18 protein-coding genes and 2 CRISPR repeat arrays are annotated in these 18,286 nt (G+C 35.6%); of the genes, 10 read left to right on the forward strand and 8 right to left on the reverse strand.

Features of this window, described 5'->3' with window-relative positions; genetic code table 11:
* Position 1: 1 nt before the first annotated feature.
* The 7 genes from csx2 to CYP05_RS06700 all read right to left on the reverse strand — a co-directional run bounded on the left by csx2 (position 2) and on the right by CYP05_RS06700 (position 8,630).
* Positions 2-1,282, reverse strand: a complete 1,281-nt coding sequence (gene csx2 / locus CYP05_RS06670) for a TIGR02221 family CRISPR-associated protein (protein ID WP_103642379.1) — start codon at positions 1,280-1,282, stop codon at positions 2-4.
* Between the two features lies 1 nt (position 1,283).
* Complete coding sequence (locus CYP05_RS06675) at positions 1,284-2,078, reverse strand: TM1812 family CRISPR-associated protein (RefSeq protein ID WP_103642380.1); 795 nt, start codon at positions 2,076-2,078, stop codon at positions 1,284-1,286.
* Between the two features lie 147 nt (positions 2,079-2,225).
* The gene (locus tag CYP05_RS06680; RefSeq protein WP_103642381.1) at positions 2,226-2,894 is read right to left on the reverse strand and encodes a hypothetical protein; all 669 of its coding nucleotides are present in this window, start codon (positions 2,892-2,894) and stop codon (positions 2,226-2,228) included.
* Between the two features lie 544 nt (positions 2,895-3,438).
* Positions 3,439-4,018: a CRISPR direct-repeat array (repeat unit 37 nt; unit sequence GTTTCAATCCCCTAGATCGGGGAAATTTGTATCAGAT).
* Positions 4,019-4,123: 105 nt separating this feature from the next.
* Positions 4,124-4,865: a CRISPR direct-repeat array (repeat unit 37 nt; unit sequence GTTTCAATCCCCTAGATCGGGGAAATTTGTATCAGAT).
* A 429-nt stretch (positions 4,866-5,294) separates the two neighbouring features.
* The gene (cas2, locus tag CYP05_RS06685) at positions 5,295-5,567 is read right to left on the reverse strand and encodes a CRISPR-associated endonuclease Cas2 (RefSeq protein ID WP_103574845.1); all 273 of its coding nucleotides are present in this window, start codon (positions 5,565-5,567) and stop codon (positions 5,295-5,297) included.
* Positions 5,564-7,759, reverse strand: coding sequence for a CRISPR-associated endonuclease Cas1 (gene cas1, locus CYP05_RS06690; RefSeq protein ID WP_103642382.1), 2,196 nt, complete (start codon positions 7,757-7,759; stop codon positions 5,564-5,566). The genes cas2 and cas1 overlap by 4 nt, the downstream gene beginning before the upstream one ends.
* A gap of 58 nt (positions 7,760-7,817) precedes the next feature.
* Positions 7,818-8,321, reverse strand: coding sequence for a CRISPR system precrRNA processing endoribonuclease RAMP protein Cas6 (gene cas6, locus CYP05_RS06695; protein ID WP_103642383.1), 504 nt, complete (start codon positions 8,319-8,321; stop codon positions 7,818-7,820).
* 78 nt (positions 8,322-8,399) lie between these two features.
* Positions 8,400-8,630 carry a hypothetical protein gene (locus CYP05_RS06700; RefSeq protein WP_103642384.1) on the reverse strand — a complete coding sequence of 77 codons (231 nt, stop codon included), beginning with the start codon at positions 8,628-8,630 and terminating at the stop codon, positions 8,400-8,402.
* A gap of 149 nt (positions 8,631-8,779) precedes the next feature.
* Between CYP05_RS06700 and CYP05_RS10180 the strand changes: the two genes are divergently transcribed.
* The 7 genes from CYP05_RS10180 to CYP05_RS06730 all read left to right on the forward strand — a co-directional run bounded on the left by CYP05_RS10180 (position 8,780) and on the right by CYP05_RS06730 (position 15,207).
* Positions 8,780-8,905, forward strand: a complete 126-nt coding sequence (locus CYP05_RS10180; RefSeq protein WP_258031533.1) for a hypothetical protein — start codon at positions 8,780-8,782, stop codon at positions 8,903-8,905.
* A 244-nt stretch (positions 8,906-9,149) separates the two neighbouring features.
* Positions 9,150-10,265, forward strand: coding sequence for a GTPase (locus CYP05_RS06705; protein ID WP_103642385.1), 1,116 nt, complete (start codon positions 9,150-9,152; stop codon positions 10,263-10,265).
* 3 nt (positions 10,266-10,268) lie between these two features.
* A complete protein-coding gene (locus tag CYP05_RS06710; RefSeq protein ID WP_103642386.1) occupies positions 10,269-11,834 on the forward strand; it encodes a GTPase in 1,566 nt (521 codons plus the stop codon).
* Positions 11,835-11,894: 60 nt separating this feature from the next.
* Positions 11,895-12,794 carry a hypothetical protein gene (locus tag CYP05_RS06715; protein ID WP_103642387.1) on the forward strand — a complete coding sequence of 300 codons (900 nt, stop codon included), beginning with the start codon at positions 11,895-11,897 and terminating at the stop codon, positions 12,792-12,794.
* Positions 12,795-12,914: 120 nt separating this feature from the next.
* Positions 12,915-13,613 (forward strand): hypothetical protein, encoded by a 699-nt coding sequence (locus CYP05_RS06720; protein WP_103642388.1) that lies wholly within the window; start codon positions 12,915-12,917, stop codon positions 13,611-13,613.
* A gap of 276 nt (positions 13,614-13,889) precedes the next feature.
* Entirely contained in the window at positions 13,890-14,099 is a 210-nt protein-coding gene (locus tag CYP05_RS06725) for a hypothetical protein (RefSeq protein WP_103642389.1), read from the forward strand.
* A gap of 4 nt (positions 14,100-14,103) precedes the next feature.
* Positions 14,104-15,207, forward strand: coding sequence for an HP0729 family protein (locus tag CYP05_RS06730; protein ID WP_258031534.1), 1,104 nt, complete (start codon positions 14,104-14,106; stop codon positions 15,205-15,207).
* On the opposite strand, the gene CYP05_RS06735 is transcribed toward CYP05_RS06730, so the two are convergent.
* Positions 15,204-15,806 (reverse strand): hypothetical protein, encoded by a 603-nt coding sequence (locus tag CYP05_RS06735; protein ID WP_103642390.1) that lies wholly within the window; start codon positions 15,804-15,806, stop codon positions 15,204-15,206. The two genes, CYP05_RS06730 and CYP05_RS06735, sit on opposite strands and share 4 nt — an antisense overlap.
* 108 nt (positions 15,807-15,914) lie before the next feature.
* On the opposite strand from CYP05_RS06735, the gene CYP05_RS06740 reads away from it, so the two are divergent.
* The 3 genes from CYP05_RS06740 to CYP05_RS06750 all read left to right on the forward strand — a co-directional run bounded on the left by CYP05_RS06740 (position 15,915) and on the right by CYP05_RS06750 (position 18,163).
* A complete protein-coding gene (locus CYP05_RS06740) occupies positions 15,915-16,790 on the forward strand; it encodes a helix-turn-helix transcriptional regulator (RefSeq protein ID WP_103642391.1) in 876 nt (291 codons plus the stop codon).
* Positions 16,791-17,337: 547 nt separating this feature from the next.
* Positions 17,338-17,640: a hypothetical protein gene (locus CYP05_RS06745; protein WP_103642392.1), complete on the forward strand. Its 303-nt coding sequence runs from the start codon at positions 17,338-17,340 to the stop codon at positions 17,638-17,640.
* Positions 17,618-18,163, forward strand: coding sequence for a hypothetical protein (locus CYP05_RS06750; protein WP_103642393.1), 546 nt, complete (start codon positions 17,618-17,620; stop codon positions 18,161-18,163). The genes CYP05_RS06745 and CYP05_RS06750 overlap by 23 nt, the downstream gene beginning before the upstream one ends.
* The last annotated feature ends 123 nt before the right edge of the window (positions 18,164-18,286 follow it).

Consider the following 18,286-nt stretch of genomic DNA (forward strand, 5'->3'; position numbering starts at 1 on the left):
TTCACCTTAATGGTCTTTCTTGTAGTTTAAAGTGTATTTTTTTCATAGCCTTAATTTGGTCTATATAAATTAGTATGTTATTTGCACTATTTCTTGGATCAGAGTTAGACCTTTGATCACCCTCAACGAGTTTATGTGCTATGTTGATCCTAATATTATTTACTTTAAAATATATTTCTGCTGCTTTTTTATGCTCAGAGTTGTAATTTTTACTTCCTTTATATTTTCTTAAAGTATATTTGGCATTTTCTCTTGCATCTCTATCTGCAGGATCCTTACCATTTTGTTCGCATATTAAACTAGGGACGACTTCAGCCAATGTCATGTAAGCCATAGCAAAATTTTTATTCTCAGCATACCATGAAGCTAACTCTATTTGTAAATCTGAAATTTTATCTATTCTAAAAATATCTATAAAATCCTTTATATCATTAGCTATTATTTTTAATATATGCTCTTTAGGATCACTAAAATCAAAAATATCTTTGCTTAAAGACCTTACGCTCTTTTGTATCGCACTAATATCTGACATACTTAATGCATAGGAAAAGTCCATATAACTATTTTTTATTTTCTCAGGTTGTTTGGATTTGTTTATAAGGGCAATCAACTCATAGCCATTTCCATAGTATTTTAGATTTTTTATAGCTTTTGACCATTCTAAAAGCTCAAAAAACATCTTTAAATTTACTATTGGAGCTATAGTCCTTCCATCTTCACTTTTTTTCGAAGCCTCAAACATTCCATAATATACACCTTTTATATTTAGATTATAATCGCGTGTATTTGCACAAAACTCACTCATCACAAAGCTCATTAAAGAAAGCGATCTAAATGAATGTGTTATGTCTAGATACACCTCGTCATCTTTTGAAATATTATTCATGATTTGCAAGTATTTATCAAAATTTGACCAAAGTTCGTCTTCGTTTATTCCGTATTTTATAATATAACACTCTGAGCCACTCTCTCCAAGTTTATTTTGAATTTGTTCTTTAACTATCCTTAAAAATTCCGTATCATTTTTGTTTCTTTTATCTGTATCTATTTGTACCGCAATTTGTCTATCACCACCGAATTCTTCGTATACGCTATCCCATACAGAATCTTTTGTACCGACTAGAAATAGTTTATCTATGCCTATATGATTGCATAAGACATCAGCTATAAGAGTTTTATTCTTGTAGATTTTTCCTTCTATTTCATAGTCGGTTGTTTTGTAACAACGAGTATTTTGATCTCTACTACCAGTCCCCAATGAGCTTATTAGAATTTTAGCCATTTTATTCCTCACTTTGTGAATATATTAAGTCATAGTGTTTAACACTATAGTCATTTGTAGAAACATACTGCAAATGCCTATCATTTGGTATCGCAAACATTGCTCCAGCTATGGCTATTACTTTTTGGCCACCAGTAACGTCAAATACGATATCATCCTCTTTAAACCCGTTTTTTTTAAGCTCTTCATATGTATTTTCTAAAAAATCATAGACATTTTTAGCTTTTTCGAAGTCACCAGCATTCTTTATCTCTATAATTTTTGCGATCTTGCTACCAAAAATATTTTGCACACATTTTGAAAATTTATCCTTATCGTTAAAGGATTGATCAGAGCAAGCGATGACTAACTTTGTGAGCCTATTTTTATGGTAGTCAATCGCAGTAAGAGGCATAAAATAGTTGTTAGATTTAAAGTCTTCAAGGCTTTTAAATTTTTCCAACTTTTCTTCTTCACTTGAATTTGGACTTAAAAATAGCACCAATGCTTTTGCTTTTTTAGGTTCGTTATTTATACTTATCTCTACATTAGCAACATTTTTTGGGATCATTTGCTTAACTAGCAAAAATATTGCAACCGAGCCTAAAATTTGAACTAGCATAGTTCCATCTTTTGCACTCCAAGTAAAAATTTCTCCTCCAAAAATTTTATCTAGCAATGCAGACATACCATCAGGTAGCCACGCAAAAAAGACAGCTACCCCAGTTATTATCAAAAACGCTTTAACTCCCAAAAGTGAGCTTCCAAGAAGCGAAACAATTATTTTTTGAAGTTCTCTGTTTTGGTACTTGTTCATTTTTTACCTTTATTAAAATTAATAAGTTTGACATTTTATTTAAATTCATATTTCATTTACTTAAAAAGAGTTAAGGCTTGCAAATTTAGTTAAAAATATTTCTAAAAAGAAATATTTAGCCAAAGCATACGCCTTGGCTACTATGAACTAAAATTTCGCCGTGATGCCCAAAGTCACTATAGGCTGTCCCTTTTTCAGGTCGCTACCATCTAGTCTTTGGCTTTGATAGCCGCCATATATATTAAGGTTTGCCCCTTTTGTGACGCTTATAGATATAGGCACGCCAAAGCCGTATGTAGAACCTTTGATATTTTTGATGGCATATAGATCATACTGAGTTTTATCGTAAGATCCGCTCACACCGACACTTAGCCACTCAGCCACTCTATAGCCGTATGTTGCTTGCACGCCGTATTCTCGCCAGTTTTTAAGATCACTGCCGATGTTACCAGTAACAAGGCCGTATTTGTAGTTTGTCTCAAGTGCTACAAACTGATTTTCAGATAGCTTTTGAGACCAGCCAAGTCCGCCACCTATCTCGAGAAATCTATGCACATCCTTGCTTCTAACGCCAGCATGACCTGCTAAGCGGAAGTATAGCTCGCCGTTAGCAGCTTGCACTAAGCCATATTTACCATCAAAGCCAAGAGCAAAAGATGAAGCGCCCCATATGTCAGTACCTTTGTAGTAAGTATCTAGCGCGATGGCAACTTTGTCGTGATTAGTAGGTGCTATATTAGCTAGATTAGCAGCCTCACTAGCAAAAGCAGAGCTTACAACTCCTGCAACCATTAAAGATAATGCGATCTTTTTCATAAAAACTCCTTAATTTTTTTATTGACGCTTTAGCATCAACTTCGGAGGCAATTATAAAAAGTTTCGTTGTCAGATATGGTCAATATGACGATTATTTTTTTATATACCAACTAAAAAATAACTAAAATGAAATATATCTATGAATTAATACTTGGGAACTATGCTAGATGCACCTACCTGCTTCAATCCCCTAGATCGGGGAAATTTGTATCAGATGGTGTTCAACCAATGACAATGCCAACTGGATTTATGTTTCAATCCCCTAGATCGGGGAAATTTGTATCAGATGGATATGTCTAATGCTCTTGACATCAGTGTTTCTTAGTTTCAATCCCCTAGATCGGGGAAATTTGTATCAGATTTGTTCACTGCGGTGACCCTGACGAAGAGGGACAAATGTTTCAATCCCCTAGATCGGGGAAATTTGTATCAGATGTTGTTCTGCCAAAGGTTCTTTCCAGAGCTTTTGGAAAGTTTCAATCCCCTAGATCTGGGAATTTGTATCAGATCTGACGAATTAAAAAGAGATCGTCAAGCAGAAAAAGTTTCAATCCCCTAGATCGGGGAAATTTGTATCAGATCTCGCGAGTGGGATGATAACCTCTGGTGCTGGGAATGGTACGTTTCAATCCCCTAGATCGGGGAAATTTGTATCAGATCTCGCGAGTGGGATGATAACCTCTGGTGCTGGGAATGGTACGTTTCAATCCCCTAGATCGGGGAAATTTGTATCAGATCTGAAGTTGATGCTTCAACTCAAGCTGTTGCTAAAGTTTTGTTTCAATCCCCTAGATCTGGGAAATTTGTATCAGATCTCAGTATAGCTTCTAATCAACCTGAGACATTGCAGACGTTTCAATCCCCTAGATCGGGGAAATTTGTATCAGATCTGAAGTTGATGCTTCAACTCAAGCTGTTGCTAAAGTTTTGTTTCAATCCCCTAGATCGGGGAAATTTGTATCAGATGTCTCTGTCTTTGTCTTCTGTTACTTTTAACAGTAACAGATAAGTTTCAATCCCCTAGATCGGGGAAATTTGTATCTAATGCGGTCACCAAGCCGAATTTTTGTAGCCTACCGGCGAGGAGTTTCAATCCCCTAGATCGGGGAAATTTGTATCTAATGATTTTGACTGGGATATGGAATGTAAAGGCGTATATCAGTTTCAATCCCCTAGATCGGGTGATGTGACTGTAACTATTGCACATGTGACTGCAATTACTGCACGTGGTTTCAATCCCCTAGATCGGGGAAATTTACATCAGATCTACGATGGCTATGGTAGTCAGGAGTGGGAGGGTTGGATATCGTTGTTTCAATCCCCTAGATCGGGGAAATTTGTATCTAATACCAATATCTAAGCAAAGGTTCTAAGCTTTTAGTTGAGTTTTAATCCCCTAGATCGGGGGAATTTGTATCTAATTACAGCAACACGCTTATGCTCAACAGCAATGGGACGCTTTATTGTTTCAATCCCCTAGATCTGGGGAATTTGTATCTAATAAACCATGGGAACAGAGCTATGGATGGGCATTGAAGGAGCTGGCTTGTTTTAATCCCCTAGATCGGGGAAATTTGTATCAGATCTGAAGGTGCGATTTTGGATAAAAAGCAAATTGAGGAGTGGTTTCAATCCCCTAGATCGGGGAAATTTGTATCTAATCAGCATGGCTCTCATTAACGGTAAGTATTGGTGCTTTGCGTTTCAATCCCCTAGATCGGGGAAATTTGTATCAGATAACGGTAATGCAATTGGTAACACAGCAATTGCTGTCACTAGGTTTCAATCCCCTAGATCGGGGAAATTTGTATCAGATAACGGTAATGCAATTGGTAACACAGCAATTGCTGTCACTAGGTTTCAATCCCCTAGATCGGGGAAATTTGTATCAGATATAAAGGATCAAAAATGAGAACAGCAGTATCAACAATAACGTTTCAATCCCCTAGATCGGGGAAATTTGTATCAGATAGCCCAAAAAACGCTTGTAAATTAACAATGAGTTTTAAAAGAACTATTGATAGGCGGCATTATATCACAAATGGCAAAATGTTCGAAAATGTGGCTAAAAAAATTTTTCAAATTCGCACTCTTTTGCTTATAGATAGCTTAAGATAGCGAATTTAAGGGCATTTATAAAAGCTAAAAAGTTCGAAAATCTAAAATGAAAAGTGAAAATTTGTGTGATTTTCGAATTTTGGCAAATTTGGGCTATATGCTAAGTGCCTAAAAAAGGAAACTTTAAAAGTGCAAAAATGCAAAAGTTCGAGAAAGTCTTTTTTGAGATAGAGAAATTTGAGATTTTCGAAGATTTTGAAACTTAATAAAATATAAAAATGGGGTAAAAAGGGCGTTTTGAAATTTAGAAAAGTTCGAAAATCAAATCCCTAAAAAAGGCGCTTAGACGTAGGTGTCACTTGGGCAAAATATCTTGCCATCGCCTAAGGTCTCGCTTTTAGCCATACAGCTTTTACAGATGCGGTAAAACAGCACTTTGTCAGTTTTAGGGTCGATGATCTTTGATATGCGCTCTTTTATAGAGAAAAAGTCACGCTCTTGGATGTCTAGCTCAAAGACAGAGTAGTTTGCCCTTATGCCGTAGCTTTCAAGTAGCGCGGCTAGCTTGTTTCGGCGCTTGGTCAGGCGGACGTCGTAGCAGATGATGATGTTCATTGAAATCTCCCTATAAAAGGCTTGTATTTTTCATTTTGTGTGACGGCTCGCTTTAGGGCGTAGGCTTGCTTATCGATGATGTCTTGTGCTTTTAGCTGCTCGCCTCTATACTGCGTGTAGGCAAAGAGCTTTTCGTTGACGTTTTTGGCGATATTTTGCCTAGTTTTGGCAGATAAAAGGCCGTCTTTTATCTCGAAAGGCTCATTTTTATTTACCATAGAGATGATAGCGCGATCGACGATGAAGGCTCTAAATTCCTCGATGAGATCGAAGGCTAGAGTGGGCTTTTGCTCGTCAAGTGCGTGCAGATATGAGACGTGAGGAGAGAGCCCTACGGCGGCGATGGACTTTAATATCTTTGAGTAAAGTATGGCGTAGCCGTAGTTTAGGGCTAAATTTACAATGTCGGTAGCACCCTGCGTGATGCGCGCGGTGAAGCTAAATTTATAGTCTATCGCCTTTGCTATGGCCTGCCAGTATGCGTTTGCGCTGCTGCCTTCGAAGCCCAAAAGTTCGCTTACGCTTTGGGCGTTTGGGACGTGGGAGGTTAGTATCTCTTGCATGGAGCTAATGTGGGAGCTTAGGCTTTTGTGGTATTTGTCTAAGTATTTTAGGTAGTTGATCTGGTTTTTTAGCTTACCGATGATGAACTGCTGGGCGATACGCAGAGACTTTTTGGTTTTTAGCAGGGTGATCTGCGAGGCGGCGGTTTTTGAGATGGCTGAGTTTGCTGTAAAGAGCGTGGCGTAGCTTAAATTTGTCTTTTCGTCGATGAAATTTATAGAAATTTTGCGTTTGGCGCACTCTTTTATGACGGCGGAGCTTAGAGAAATTTGGGCGTTTATGATGATCTGGGTTATTTGAGCGATCGGGAATTTGTGCTTGATAGTGCCTTTGTCTTTTAGAACAAATTTACCCTGTGAGAGCGCTAGAAAGTAAAATGGCGTCGTGATGTGGATGACGGAGCTTTGCGAGAAGGACTTTGTATACTCGCGCTTTTTGGCTTCGAGGGCGTTTTGGACGGACTTTACGGCTGGGCGTTTAGCGTTTTTGTAGTAGGAGAGAATTTTTGCTTTTTTGAGAGAGTGGCTTAGCTCAAATGGAAAATTTAAATTTGATAGAGCGTCTGCTAGAGTGTGCTTGTCTATAGTTTTTAGAAATTTGCGAGTTAAATTTGTCAAAACTTCATCAAAATGCAGGCAAAAGCTATCTTTTTGTGCTGGCGAAAAGAGCTTAAACGAGATGGTCTTTAAATGTGAGATATAGGCGTTTATGCTCTCTACGCTTTGGGCGATGTCTGGCTTTTTAGACGAGGATGTGAGTTTAGAGAGGATGTGGGTAAATTTATCACCACCTATGCTTAGCTCGTGGGACTTAAAATTTACGCCTAGAAAGGTAAATTCGCTATCTTTGTCGTGCAAGGATGTTTTGGCTTCGTTTAGGGATAAATTTATGGTTGCTAAAAAGTCCTTTAGCCTAGCAAATGCTTGATCGCAGGCTTCATGTGAGCTAAAAAATAGAACAAAATCATCTGCGTATCTTACAAACTCTATGCTGCTACGCTCGAGAAATTTATCCATCTGATCTAAATAGATGTTTGAAAGAAGTGGGCTTAAGACGTCGCCTTGATGGACGCCTTTTGTGTGAGAGGTGTAGTCAAAACGCTCGAAAATGCCATTTTTTATCCAAAGCTCGATGAGCCTAATGATGCGAGTGTCTTTGATATTTGAGCGCAGAATTTCAAGCAGTTTTTCGTGGTTTATGTTTTCAAAAAAGTCTTTTATGTCGGTTTTTAAGACAAAGTCGTGCGTCAAGCAAAAATCTCTTGCCCTAAAGATGGCGTTTGAGTATGATTTGCCACTTCGGTAGGCGTAAGAGCGGTTTGAAAAGCCTTTGTCAAAATAGCCTGAAAGCTCGCTAATGAGGATGTTTTGTGCAAATTTATCTTTTAAAGATGGGATGGCTAGTTTGCGAAGCTCATCTTTGTTCTCTTTGGGGATGAAGGCTCGTTTTAGTGGCTGGGGCGAATAAGAGAGGTTTAAAATTTCATCCTTTAGCTCAGTAAAAAATGCCTCCGTGCAGAGATCATCCATGCTAAGTCCGTCAAGCCCTAAGGCTGTGTGCTTGAGCCTTTTTAGCGCATAGTCAAATGTATCTTTTGTAAAAATATCCTCTAAATTTAGATCAAACATAGGCTATCCTTTTTAGCTTTTTAGTGCTTGACGCAAAAGCTAGCCAGAAGCACAAAGGCTAGATCTGCGTCACAGCTATCTTACCCAGTCCAAAAACGGTGCTTTTGCCAACGCCTGTGATAGTGGCTAGCTGCAAAAGCCCTGCTGAGCGCTCATCAAGGCCATAAACTCGCATCTTGCCAGTGACGCCGCCAAAGTGCATCTTGGTGTGCTGGCGGTTTGAGTAGCGCTCAAGGTCGTAAAAGCTAAGCTCTTGCTCGAAATGGTCAAATTTAACTTCAAATTTATCTATCTGCGTGCCTGAAATGCCCTCGTATCGCATGGCGATCTGGCGGATGAATGACCTAAAATCGATCTCGCTTTTAACTAGGGCATTTTTTTGTTTTATGCGAAGTGGGGTTTGAAGGTGGATCTCGTAGTCGCCTGCGGTGAAATTTGGTGTGAAATTTAGAGTTTCTGGCTCGGAGTTTATTAAAAATTTGGTTTCAACCATTTTGCCATTTAGCGCGAAGTGGCTGAGCTTAAATTTATCTCTACTTGCACCAAGACCGATCTCTTGCATATTTTTAACAGCGATAGCTACATAAGGCAGGTAGCTAACGGCATGCTCGAAAAGTAGAATTTTAAAGTCAAAGCTCGTTTAATCAAGCTCGATATCTAGCCTGAAATTTGGCGTATCGGAGATGTTTTCAAAAAATTCATCATAGATGCAGCTACCAGAAATGTCGCATGTGCCGCACTCTTGGCTAACATAAGGGCAGCTGGCGAACCTTAGCGCGTGTCCGAAAGTGCCTCTGATGGTAGAGCCTATAAATGGATAGGTGGGCTTTAAATTTGTGCCGCAAACGGCTAACTCTAAATACTTTAGCATGGTTGCCTTTGAGAGATTTTTTAAAATTATACTCTAAAAGAGGTTTTAGCTAGCTAGAGCACGCAAAATGGGCACTTAAATGTCAGCATTTGACACTGCTAATTTGTAAGATTTCGCCTATTTGTAAAAATAAATTTAAAGGATAAAAAATGCAAAAGCGAGATCAAAATATATTGTCTCACATAAGGCGAGAAATTTCTCTCTCGACAAGGGTCAAAAAAGATAAAAGTAAGTATAGCAGGAAGCTAAAGCATAAGTGTGTGGAGGGTTTTTAGTAAATTGATCATCTGCGACACAACCTGTCATGCCACTAAGTTAAATTTTCATCGTAAATCAAATCAAAAACAAAAGCAAGTGTTTTAATAAATGCTTAATTATTTTTGGATTAGCAAAAAAGACATGTAATGTCCTAAAAGTTAGCATATAATTAGCAATAAAACAATATTTTTTAAATAAAATATATTTTTTATTTAAATAGTTGTAAAATATTAAATTATTTTAACATGTAAAGGAGTTGTTATGACAAAATTTGAAGAGGCGTTCCAAAAAGAGTTTGAAGAGCAAAAAGCGGCGATAAAAAAACCAAATTTAGCTATTGTTGGCGGAACCGGAGTTGGTAAAAGCTCTCTTATAAATCGTATATTTGGCAAAAATGCAGCAAAGGCTGGTGTTGGTGCTCCTATTACTAAAGGTATGAACAGAATAGAAGATCTGAGCCAAAGTGTGCCGATAGTGTTTTATGACACTGAGGGGTACGAAACAACAAGTACAAATGAGCAAAACAATACAAATTTCGAACAAAATATAATCCCTGAGCTTGAAAAACTTCAAAAAAAGAATCTGGATGAGCAGATACATATAGTTTGGTATTGTATATCTATAGCAAATCATAGAGTAACGCCTTACGACATAAAAAATATCAAGTATTTTAAAGATAACGGATATAAAATCGCAATAGTTTTTACAAAATGTGATACCGATGAAGAACTGGAAGATGGTAGTGGCAAAGATGCAAACGAATTTAAAGGTATCATCAAAGAAAAAATCGGCCCAATGTATTTTTTTGAAACCACAAATGATGAAAGTATGAAACTTGATATAGATGCTTTGCTTGAGTGGTCTGTTGGTCAACTTGATGATGATATGCTAAGACAAGCCTTCATATCGGCACAAATTTCTTCGATAGAGCTTAAAAAGCAAGAAGCTTATAGGATAGTAAAAATAGCCGCTGCAACGACTGCTGCAACAGCAGGGCTAAATCCAGTACCAGTCTCAGACGCCCTTCTTATAGCACCACAGCAAATAACCATGTGTGTAGAGATAACAAATATCTTTTGGCTAAATACCGGTAGCGCTTTAAATCTAGAAGAGCTTTTAAAAGCACAGTTACTGCAAATGGTAGGCAAGGCAGCAGCAGCTAGTCTTACAAAATTGATACCTGTTTTAGGGCAGCTCATAAACGCAGCTGTTGCAGGAGGGCTTACTTATGGATTTGGTTTTGCTATAACCGAGGCAAATGCTATGGCGCTAAATGAGTTTTTAAAGACTGGTCAAATGCCTGTTTGGGCTGAAGTTTTTAACTCAAAATTTATATTTAATTTTATGAATAAAGCAAAAGATCAATTCAAGGGATAGGCTATGAGTGTTGCTTGCAATATTTTAATCATAGGAAAAACTGGCACCGGCAAAAGCTCTTTTGCAAACTATCTTTTTGATGTGGATAAATTTACTACTGGTTCAGGAGAGCCGGTAACTAGCTGGTCTGAAAATTTTCAAGCATATCATTTTGAAAAAGAGGGCATAAAGATAAATGTATATGATTCTGTAGGATTAGAACCCGATAATCAATCAAAGTGGATGGGAGAGCTTGATAATTTTTTAGCTCATAAGCAGAGTCAAAAAGATCCAAATAAAATCATACATGCTTTGTTTTACGTTATAAATGCTTCAAGTGCCAGAATAGAGCCTGGCGAGATAACCAAAATAAAAGAGATCAAGCAAAAATATGATATAGACGGAACCATTGTCTTTACTCACTGCGATGTCGCTGATGATGACACGCTATGCCAACTTGAAAAAAATTGCAAGCAAAATAATCTTAAGAGTATAAAAATTTGCTCCATATCAAGAAAAACAAGAGCTGGAACACAAAGTCAAAAGTATGGCAAAGATGAGGCTGTCAAAATTTTGTTAAACTCATCGTATGAAAAGATAGGCAGAGAGCTTAGCGTAGCTACCTATAATAGTGTTATAGGGTATATGGAGCAGATAAGAAAGAGGCTGAGAGATAAGATTTCTCTGCTTGATTTTGATCTGTTTAAAAGCAATAAAGATAAATTTAGACAAAAACTTCTAGCTGCCATTAAACCTATACTTGAGGATATACAAAATGAGAAAATCATTCCGCAAAATTACATTTCATATAAAAAATTTTTAGATGAGTTTGGCAATGAGTATAAAGGAGAGGATGTTTTTAGTGAAAATTTTAAAAAGCTAAAAACAAAGGTAGAGAGTTTTAGGAGTTACTTTTCAGCAAATAATGATCTTTCCATATCATTATTGTCTATAGTCTCAGACAGCAACTTATTTTCAAATGGATTTAATTTTTTTATTCCGTTTGGCATAAAAGCTATTTGTAATTTTATATTATTAGATTTAGTAGATTCAAAGATAGACGCTTTTATAGATGAGCTACTTAAAGAAAAGTACGTGATTATGCAAGAGGATAAAAATTTAAGCAGCGATGATATCCGTAGACTTGAAGTGCTAAAGAGTTACGCCCAAATTTCACTGAAATTTGAAAGTATGCCATTTTTAAAATACAATAATAGTTCTATGCCATTGATATTATGCGTAGGTCCGACATTATTTGAACAAAGCATAAAAAAGTTGATTGTCTTATTTTCATCACTAGGTGATACACCTTTTGAAAAGCTATGTAAAAGTATAGATAATGCTATTGACAAAGATGATTTTGCAGAGATATTTAGAACTACCAGGGATGCTTGTGGATACATAAATTATAATAACTATCAAGAGCTTGAAAAACACAAAAAAGCAAAAGAAATTTTATTTAAGGGAGTTGAAGTTATACAAGAAAAATTTTATAAGGCAAAAATAATAGCCGACAAAGCAAAAAAAGGCAAAAAGATAAATATAGAGGAGTTAGAATACGTTAAAAATATGCTAAATAACATAAGCTAACTGACACAACCTGTTATTATTAGAATGGCACTTATATTTTAATAAAAAGGAGTTTTGAAAATGTTAGATAGAATAAAAGATAATGTGTTAGCAGCGATTCTTGCTTTGGACTTTTTAACGACATCTAGTAAGGATTTTGGTCTTGCGCATGCTTGGGCAGAAAGAATATTAGGAACCCATCAAGTCTCACCAGAATATCTAATGCATATGTATAATGCCCTCTCTAATAAGGAGGTCGAAATTGATTTAATCATAGAATATGTTACTAAAATAACAGGCGATAGCATAAAAACCGCTATAACTGATATACAAAAGTGCAAGAAGCCAGACTGGAAAGAGTTAAAAGAAGAAAAACTAATAAATGCATATGATGCCATGCAAACTATATACAAAAAGCACTTCGAGCAAGCCAATCCATACGTTTATACACCAGAACAAATAAGAGATGCCCTAAGCAAAGTAAATACACTGGTAGATCAAATAGAATTAAAAATTTTATTTGATGAAGAGGCAATGAAAAAAGCAATAAAGCTTTTAAAGATTAAAGATCAGAAGGGGCTGTTAACATATACGCATGATCAATCTACAGAAATTGAACACATGGTCCCAAAAAACGATATCAGAATAAACGAAAAAGATATATTAGGCTTTGCACTTTTGCTAGTAGCGCAAAATAAGCTAAAAAATATAATTTCAAACAATCCTATTGCTGTTATAGCCTATTTAAACACTACTAATCATAAAGATTTTAAAAAAGCATATAGCAATATGATGGATAATTATAAAGCAGTAAGTGAATATAGGTCAAAATATTTAGATTATTTTCTACGTTACGATATAAAAAATATAAGTCTAAAGAATTTTTCTACAACACCGCCAGAATATAATGCTGAATTGCATATAGTGATACCAAAAGACTATTATACTTTTACAATAAATACGAACAATAAGTATGATTAGGCTTTTTGATAGACAAATATTTAATTATTGTGTCTTTTTTTAGCCTCTTCACATGCTACGACACAACCTGTCATGCAACTAAGTTAAATTTTCACCATAAATCAAATCAAAGGAGCATAGATGTTAAGATACATCATAGGCGGCGTGGCGCTTGGAGCTATAGGTTTTGGGTTGAAAAAGTATTTTGATAATTATAATACATGCACACCATATAACAACACGCAAAATGAGCATAGACCACACAAGCATGACGATATAGATATGAGTGATTTGGTCATTAGCGATGATGTTTTTTTAGAAGAGAATGAGCTAGACGGAAGTCGTAAATTTAATGAAACTATTAGTCGCCTTTTTCTTTCTTTGCAAAGTTTGCAAGAAAAACTCTCTGGCATAGAAAATTTACCAGAGTTAAAGTCCGCCTACACATCCATTAGCGGTGAGAAAATTTTAAAATTTAACAGATCAGATAGCGAAAATTTTAATAAATTATTTCCTCTTTTTATAAATTCAAAAGAAGATTTGCAAATTTTATGCGATCTAAATTTGATGATAGACTTTACAGTAGGCTGGATGATAACAAATAACATTACTAAACTTGATCTAGCGCAAAGCAAGAGTGATGACTATAACAAATTTGAAGAAGATGAAAAAGTGCTTATCATTAAACTTCTTGAGCTAAACAATAGACTAGTTAAAGCACTAAGAGAGCTAAGAGCCGCCATACATATGCAAGAGATCGCGACTATTTTTAAAGATGCTACAGATGTATATAAAAGATACTATGATGAGAAATTTTTTAAGGAGAAAATTTATGAATAATAGTGTTTCATGTTGTAAAAAGTATTTAAAAAGATAAGAAGCAAAAATGTGGAGATTATTTTTAGATTTATTGTTTGGTTATGTCATGTATAAGATCATTAAATTTTTAGCACTAAATTTATATTTGCCAGCACTACAGGAGCTTATAAAGCAAATTTATATGAAACTAAAGTTGAGTATTTAATTTATGTTTAGTTTGTCACATCCTTTGTGGTAAAATTAAGAATCACATAGGATGTGACAAACTTTGTTTATTATATTGTTAAGGAGAAAACAATGCCAAGACGTCCAAATCCATTTAAAATGTGCTGTACAAACTGCGGTTATGAAAAGGTAGTTCATTTTAGCAGTGATTGCCTAGATGCTGATGATATGGCCCAGATACCAAAAGTGTGTCCAAAATGCGGCAATGATAAATTTGAGCGCAAACCATACACAGATACTGGTTACAGCATGTTTGATTTAATAAAGAAAATTTTTAAGTAAAACTATGTCAGATAAAATTCACAATATCCTCATCCTCTACAACCCATACTACCAAAGTGATGTTATCGAGCAGCATCTTAAAATTTTAAATGACAAGGGCAAGGTTGCCTTTGGCAAGATAAAGAGCAAGCGCCGAGATATGATAAATCCTTTTGAGGAACAAATAGAGCAGTTTGCTCAAGAGTTAAGCTCAAGTAGCGATGCCAAATTTTTGCATCTCTTTTTAACTGACTATTCAAATTTATTTGTAGCAAAGGTCATCTCTATCACAAGTGATGATATGGGCGAGATCGCACCGAGTTACTACAAAGAAAAAGGACTTGATGTAGAGAAGTGGTTTGTGATAAGTGACATAAGGGAGCTAGCTAGAAACGACTTTGAGTGTGTTAGAGATAACTACCTAGCGAATTTCACGGTAAATGGTCACACATACGCAGTCTATGGCAATGCCTACGTCTATCCACTCATTATAGATACCAAACAAGGCATGAGCTACTTTGATGACGAGAGCAAATTCTATCCTGACGTTTATAAGAGTGATGAGTTTTTAGAGATCAAGAAAAATTTGACTTGCTATTGCTTTGGGCAAAATTTGATAAACCTCATGCATCCAGACAGTATAGAAAACATCATCTCAGCCGAGATAGAGTATCTTGACAACATCTCCAACCCACTCTATGACTTTAGCTCAGTCGTAGTCAAATACTCAAAGACTATGGAGCAAGAAATTTATGCCTTTGCTAAAGTGCTTTTTAGAAAGCTCACAGATAAAAATCCAGCCATCCTAAAGATAGCCTATGAAGTTCAAGGCTCAAAATTTACGGTCGCTGATATGTTTAACAATAAACCAAATTTAGGAACCTATAAATTTCTTTTTAAAAACTATCTTGTCCAAGATACGCTAGAAGGAAATATGTTGCAAACTTATGTAGCCAAAACTCTGCCAAAAGTCATAACATCACTCCAAGACTTACGCAATGAAACAGTTCATGCCAAAGCCCCTAGCCATGCAGACGTGACAAAACTAAGAGCAAAGATAGTAGGAGTTGGAGAAGGTAGTGTGCTAGCTAAACTCGTAAAAGCTAGAGCTGAGGCAAATAAAATTTAGCCTACGCCTCTTGAGATCATAGCAAGTATAGTTATTTTGGTAGTACCTGTGTTATTAACATCGCTTGTAGTCCCAAAGACTATGTCACTATCTGGCTCAAGATGCTGTTCTATGATATTTATGGCCTCTGTTAAGTCTGAAAATTCCATACTTTCTTCTATCTCAAACCAAGCTACCGCGGATCTAACCGCTACATCTGATGAAAAAAGTTTTTGTATGGCTTGCTTGGTAGCATTTTGGATAGCATCTTGCCCACTAGAAATGCCTCTAACGATCGCTGGCATGCCATTATGGGCCATAGTGCTTTTAATGTCGGATATGTCTAGCCCTATGCTTGCAGAGTGGTCACTAAACTCTTTTATAAACATAGCGCTGCTAGCCATATCAACTAGGTCTTTGTCTATATCTTTTAAATTTTGCTCATACGAAGTAAAACCTTGAAAATTTGAAAGCTTTAGCCCATTTATCTGATAATTTTCATCATTTATTATCTTTTCAAATGCACTAAACCTCTCTTTGTAGTAGTGCATTTTATTTCTACCTGCCTCATCTATTTGTACATTGCTTGTTGCTCTATCTATGATCTCGGCTAAGCTCATATCTTCTCCTTTTTTAAAAAATTTAATGAAATTTACACCAGAGCATTGACAGGTTGTGTCTTGATCTGTTTTTAGGATAAAATAGCGAAAATTTTAAAAGGATTTAAGATGCACTATCACGACAAGATAGCCTTTAGGCTCGCTCAAATTTTAATAAAGCTAAATGACGGAGCAAGACTTAGTATAGATGAGCTCACGGAGGAATTTAGTGTCAATAAAAGAACCATTTTAAGGGACTTTGAGCGCCTAAATATACTGCCCATAGAAAAAACAAATGGCAAATACTTTTTGGCTGATTACGCACTTGGCAAGCTTAGCTATAAAGATATCCAGGCATTTGCAATACTTAGTGGAGTGAAGTCATTATTTCCGGACCTAGACGATAAATTTATCAGCGACGTCTTAAATGAGAAACTAAACAAGGCTTATCTCATCAAAAATCAAGGCTTTGAGGATCTACAAATTTCAAGAGTCGAGTTTGAAGAGATAAGTGCTGCTATCATTAAAAATAAGATAGTTGAGTGCTCTTATAGCGCTAGATTTAGATCACTAAAACCATATAAGCTAATAAACAACAATGGCGTCTGGTACCTCCTAGCAGATGATAGTAGCAAGCTTAAAAATTTCACCCTTTCAAAGCTTGAAAATATAAAGATAAAAGATAGCACATTTAAACCAAATGAAGAATTTACAAACCGTATCAAGCAAAACGATACAAACTGGTTTTCGGACGTAAAATTTGAAGTGATGCTAGAGATAAAAAGTGAGGCGATGAGCTATTTTAAAAGAAAGAAATTCTTGCCAAATTTTAAAATAATAAGCGAGGATAAAGATAGGATCATTCTAAGCACAGAGGTAGCCTATGACGATGAGATCCTGCGTGTGGTCAAATACTGGCTGCCATTTATCAAGATAAAAGAGCCTGAGTATCTAAGGGTGAAATTTGAGAATCTGCTTAGGGACTATCTAGAATGCAGTTTATAATTATGTAATATTTTTCGTTTATTTTTTTAAAGAAATACATGTTATTAATAAAACATTTTTATCTTTTTGCTTGAAAATAAGGTCATTCATGGTCTATAATTTTAAGATATTTGTTTCGATTCCTAATATAGATACTAGCATTAAGTAATTTATAAGTATTTTTATGATATGTAATAGATCATAAGCAAAAACCATTGATACATCGTGCTTCTGAAATAAAAATCAAAAATTATTTACCACTTTAAACAAACTAGCCACCAAAATATCCTATAATACACACAAATTTAAAAATAAAATATTTTTAACCAAAGGAGGTTAAGATGATCAAAATTAGTTAAAAGCAGAGGCTCCATTTAAGTAATTAAAGGAGAACCTCTACGATAGGTTGTTAGGACTCCTATTGTACTAGTTCTCTACTTTTAAACTACTTAAATAAAAACCTTATCAACAACTACTATATTAAAGCAATGGGCACACTATAGGTATGTCTATTTGGTGAGATAGCTATTGCTGTCTCTTGATTTTTAAATGGCAAAAAGGAGAAAAAATGCCAAGTAAAAAAATGCTTTTAAATGATTTAAAGGCTATTAGAAAAAATAAAACAAAAGAAGAGATTAAACAAGCATGTATTGAAGTCTTGTTTCCACAACAAACTACGATCAAAGAGTGCAAGTTACTAATCGAAAATCGTTTTAGCGTAAAGCTATCAAATAAGGAGTTTTCCAAATGGAGAAAAGAGTATGAAGAAACAAATGCCAATCAACCCACTGATGCATGTCATATTTTCGATTCCAAAGAAGATAAGAAAGAAAGTGAGGAGCTAAGCAATGGCACTAATAACCAAGAGTAGCGATACAGCAGTTGCGGCAAATGCCGTAATTGCTCTACAAGAACATATCGAAATGAGCAATAAGGCTAGTGAAAATATTGGAAATAATATTGAACTTTTTAATCAAACTGCAGATAGCTTTGATAAAAGCTTTAAAGAAAAAATAGAACTTATAGAACAAGGAAGTGTTGAACTTACAAATGCAACAAAAGATATTCAAAACAACTTTAAAAATACTCTAAAAGGTGCAGACAAAACCATATCGAAGATTAACTCATCTTTTACCTCTTTGATGAAGAAGATAGTATCTGCATTAATTGCCTTTGTATTTATAGAAGCGATCTTCTTTTTTGGCTACTTGTTTTATGATAGCCATAAGACAAATGAAGCCAGATCTGCACTACAAAGCAATCTAGATAAAACACTTAATAAAGCGTCCAATCTTCAAGGCTTTATCATCCATATCTACAACCAAGATAGTCAAAAAGCTAGTGAAGATTTTACTAAATGGCTAAACACAAATGGTGACAGCAATGTTTGGTAGTAAGCAAATTTTTCTAATAGCAAGACACATACAATGTATGACACTTCGTTTTCATACCTTGTATAATCTTGCTCTGCCGAGGGCTACAATGCGAGATATAAGAAGCGTTAAAAGCGCTTCATC

This window comes from Campylobacter concisus (assembly GCF_002913545.1).
Taxonomy (GTDB): Bacteria; Campylobacterota; Campylobacteria; order Campylobacterales; family Campylobacteraceae; genus Campylobacter_A; species Campylobacter_A concisus_AV.

Excerpts from the sequence above, each read along its gene's own strand:
- CYP05_RS06745 (WP_103642392.1), top strand. The coding sequence starts at position 17,338 with ATGCCAAGTAAAAAAATGCTTTTAAATGATTTAAAGGCTATTAGAAAA.
- cas1 (WP_103642382.1), bottom strand. The coding sequence starts at position 7,759 with ATGTTTGATCTAAATTTAGAGGATATTTTTACAAAAGATACATTTGAC.
- CYP05_RS06680 (WP_103642381.1), bottom strand. The coding sequence starts at position 2,894 with ATGAAAAAGATCGCATTATCTTTAATGGTTGCAGGAGTTGTAAGCTCT.
- CYP05_RS06740 (WP_103642391.1), top strand. The coding sequence starts at position 15,915 with ATGCACTATCACGACAAGATAGCCTTTAGGCTCGCTCAAATTTTAATA.
- CYP05_RS06710 (WP_103642386.1), top strand. The coding sequence starts at position 10,269 with ATGAGTGTTGCTTGCAATATTTTAATCATAGGAAAAACTGGCACCGGC.
- CYP05_RS06735 (WP_103642390.1), bottom strand. The coding sequence starts at position 15,806 with ATGAGCTTAGCCGAGATCATAGATAGAGCAACAAGCAATGTACAAATA.
- CYP05_RS06715 (WP_103642387.1), top strand. The coding sequence starts at position 11,895 with ATGTTAGATAGAATAAAAGATAATGTGTTAGCAGCGATTCTTGCTTTG.
- csx2 (WP_103642379.1), bottom strand. The coding sequence starts at position 1,282 with ATGGCTAAAATTCTAATAAGCTCATTGGGGACTGGTAGTAGAGATCAA.
- CYP05_RS06700 (WP_103642384.1), bottom strand. The coding sequence starts at position 8,630 with ATGCTAAAGTATTTAGAGTTAGCCGTTTGCGGCACAAATTTAAAGCCC.
- CYP05_RS06675 (WP_103642380.1), bottom strand. The coding sequence starts at position 2,078 with ATGAACAAGTACCAAAACAGAGAACTTCAAAAAATAATTGTTTCGCTT.
- cas6 (WP_103642383.1), bottom strand. The coding sequence starts at position 8,321 with ATGCAAGAGATCGGTCTTGGTGCAAGTAGAGATAAATTTAAGCTCAGC.
- CYP05_RS06705 (WP_103642385.1), top strand. The coding sequence starts at position 9,150 with ATGACAAAATTTGAAGAGGCGTTCCAAAAAGAGTTTGAAGAGCAAAAA.
- CYP05_RS06730 (WP_258031534.1), top strand. The coding sequence starts at position 14,104 with ATGTCAGATAAAATTCACAATATCCTCATCCTCTACAACCCATACTAC.
- CYP05_RS06750 (WP_103642393.1), top strand. The coding sequence starts at position 17,618 with ATGGCACTAATAACCAAGAGTAGCGATACAGCAGTTGCGGCAAATGCC.
- CYP05_RS06725 (WP_103642389.1), top strand. The coding sequence starts at position 13,890 with ATGCCAAGACGTCCAAATCCATTTAAAATGTGCTGTACAAACTGCGGT.
- CYP05_RS10180 (WP_258031533.1), top strand. The coding sequence starts at position 8,780 with ATGCAAAAGCGAGATCAAAATATATTGTCTCACATAAGGCGAGAAATT.
- cas2 (WP_103574845.1), bottom strand. The coding sequence starts at position 5,567 with ATGAACATCATCATCTGCTACGACGTCCGCCTGACCAAGCGCCGAAAC.
- CYP05_RS06720 (WP_103642388.1), top strand. The coding sequence starts at position 12,915 with ATGTTAAGATACATCATAGGCGGCGTGGCGCTTGGAGCTATAGGTTTT.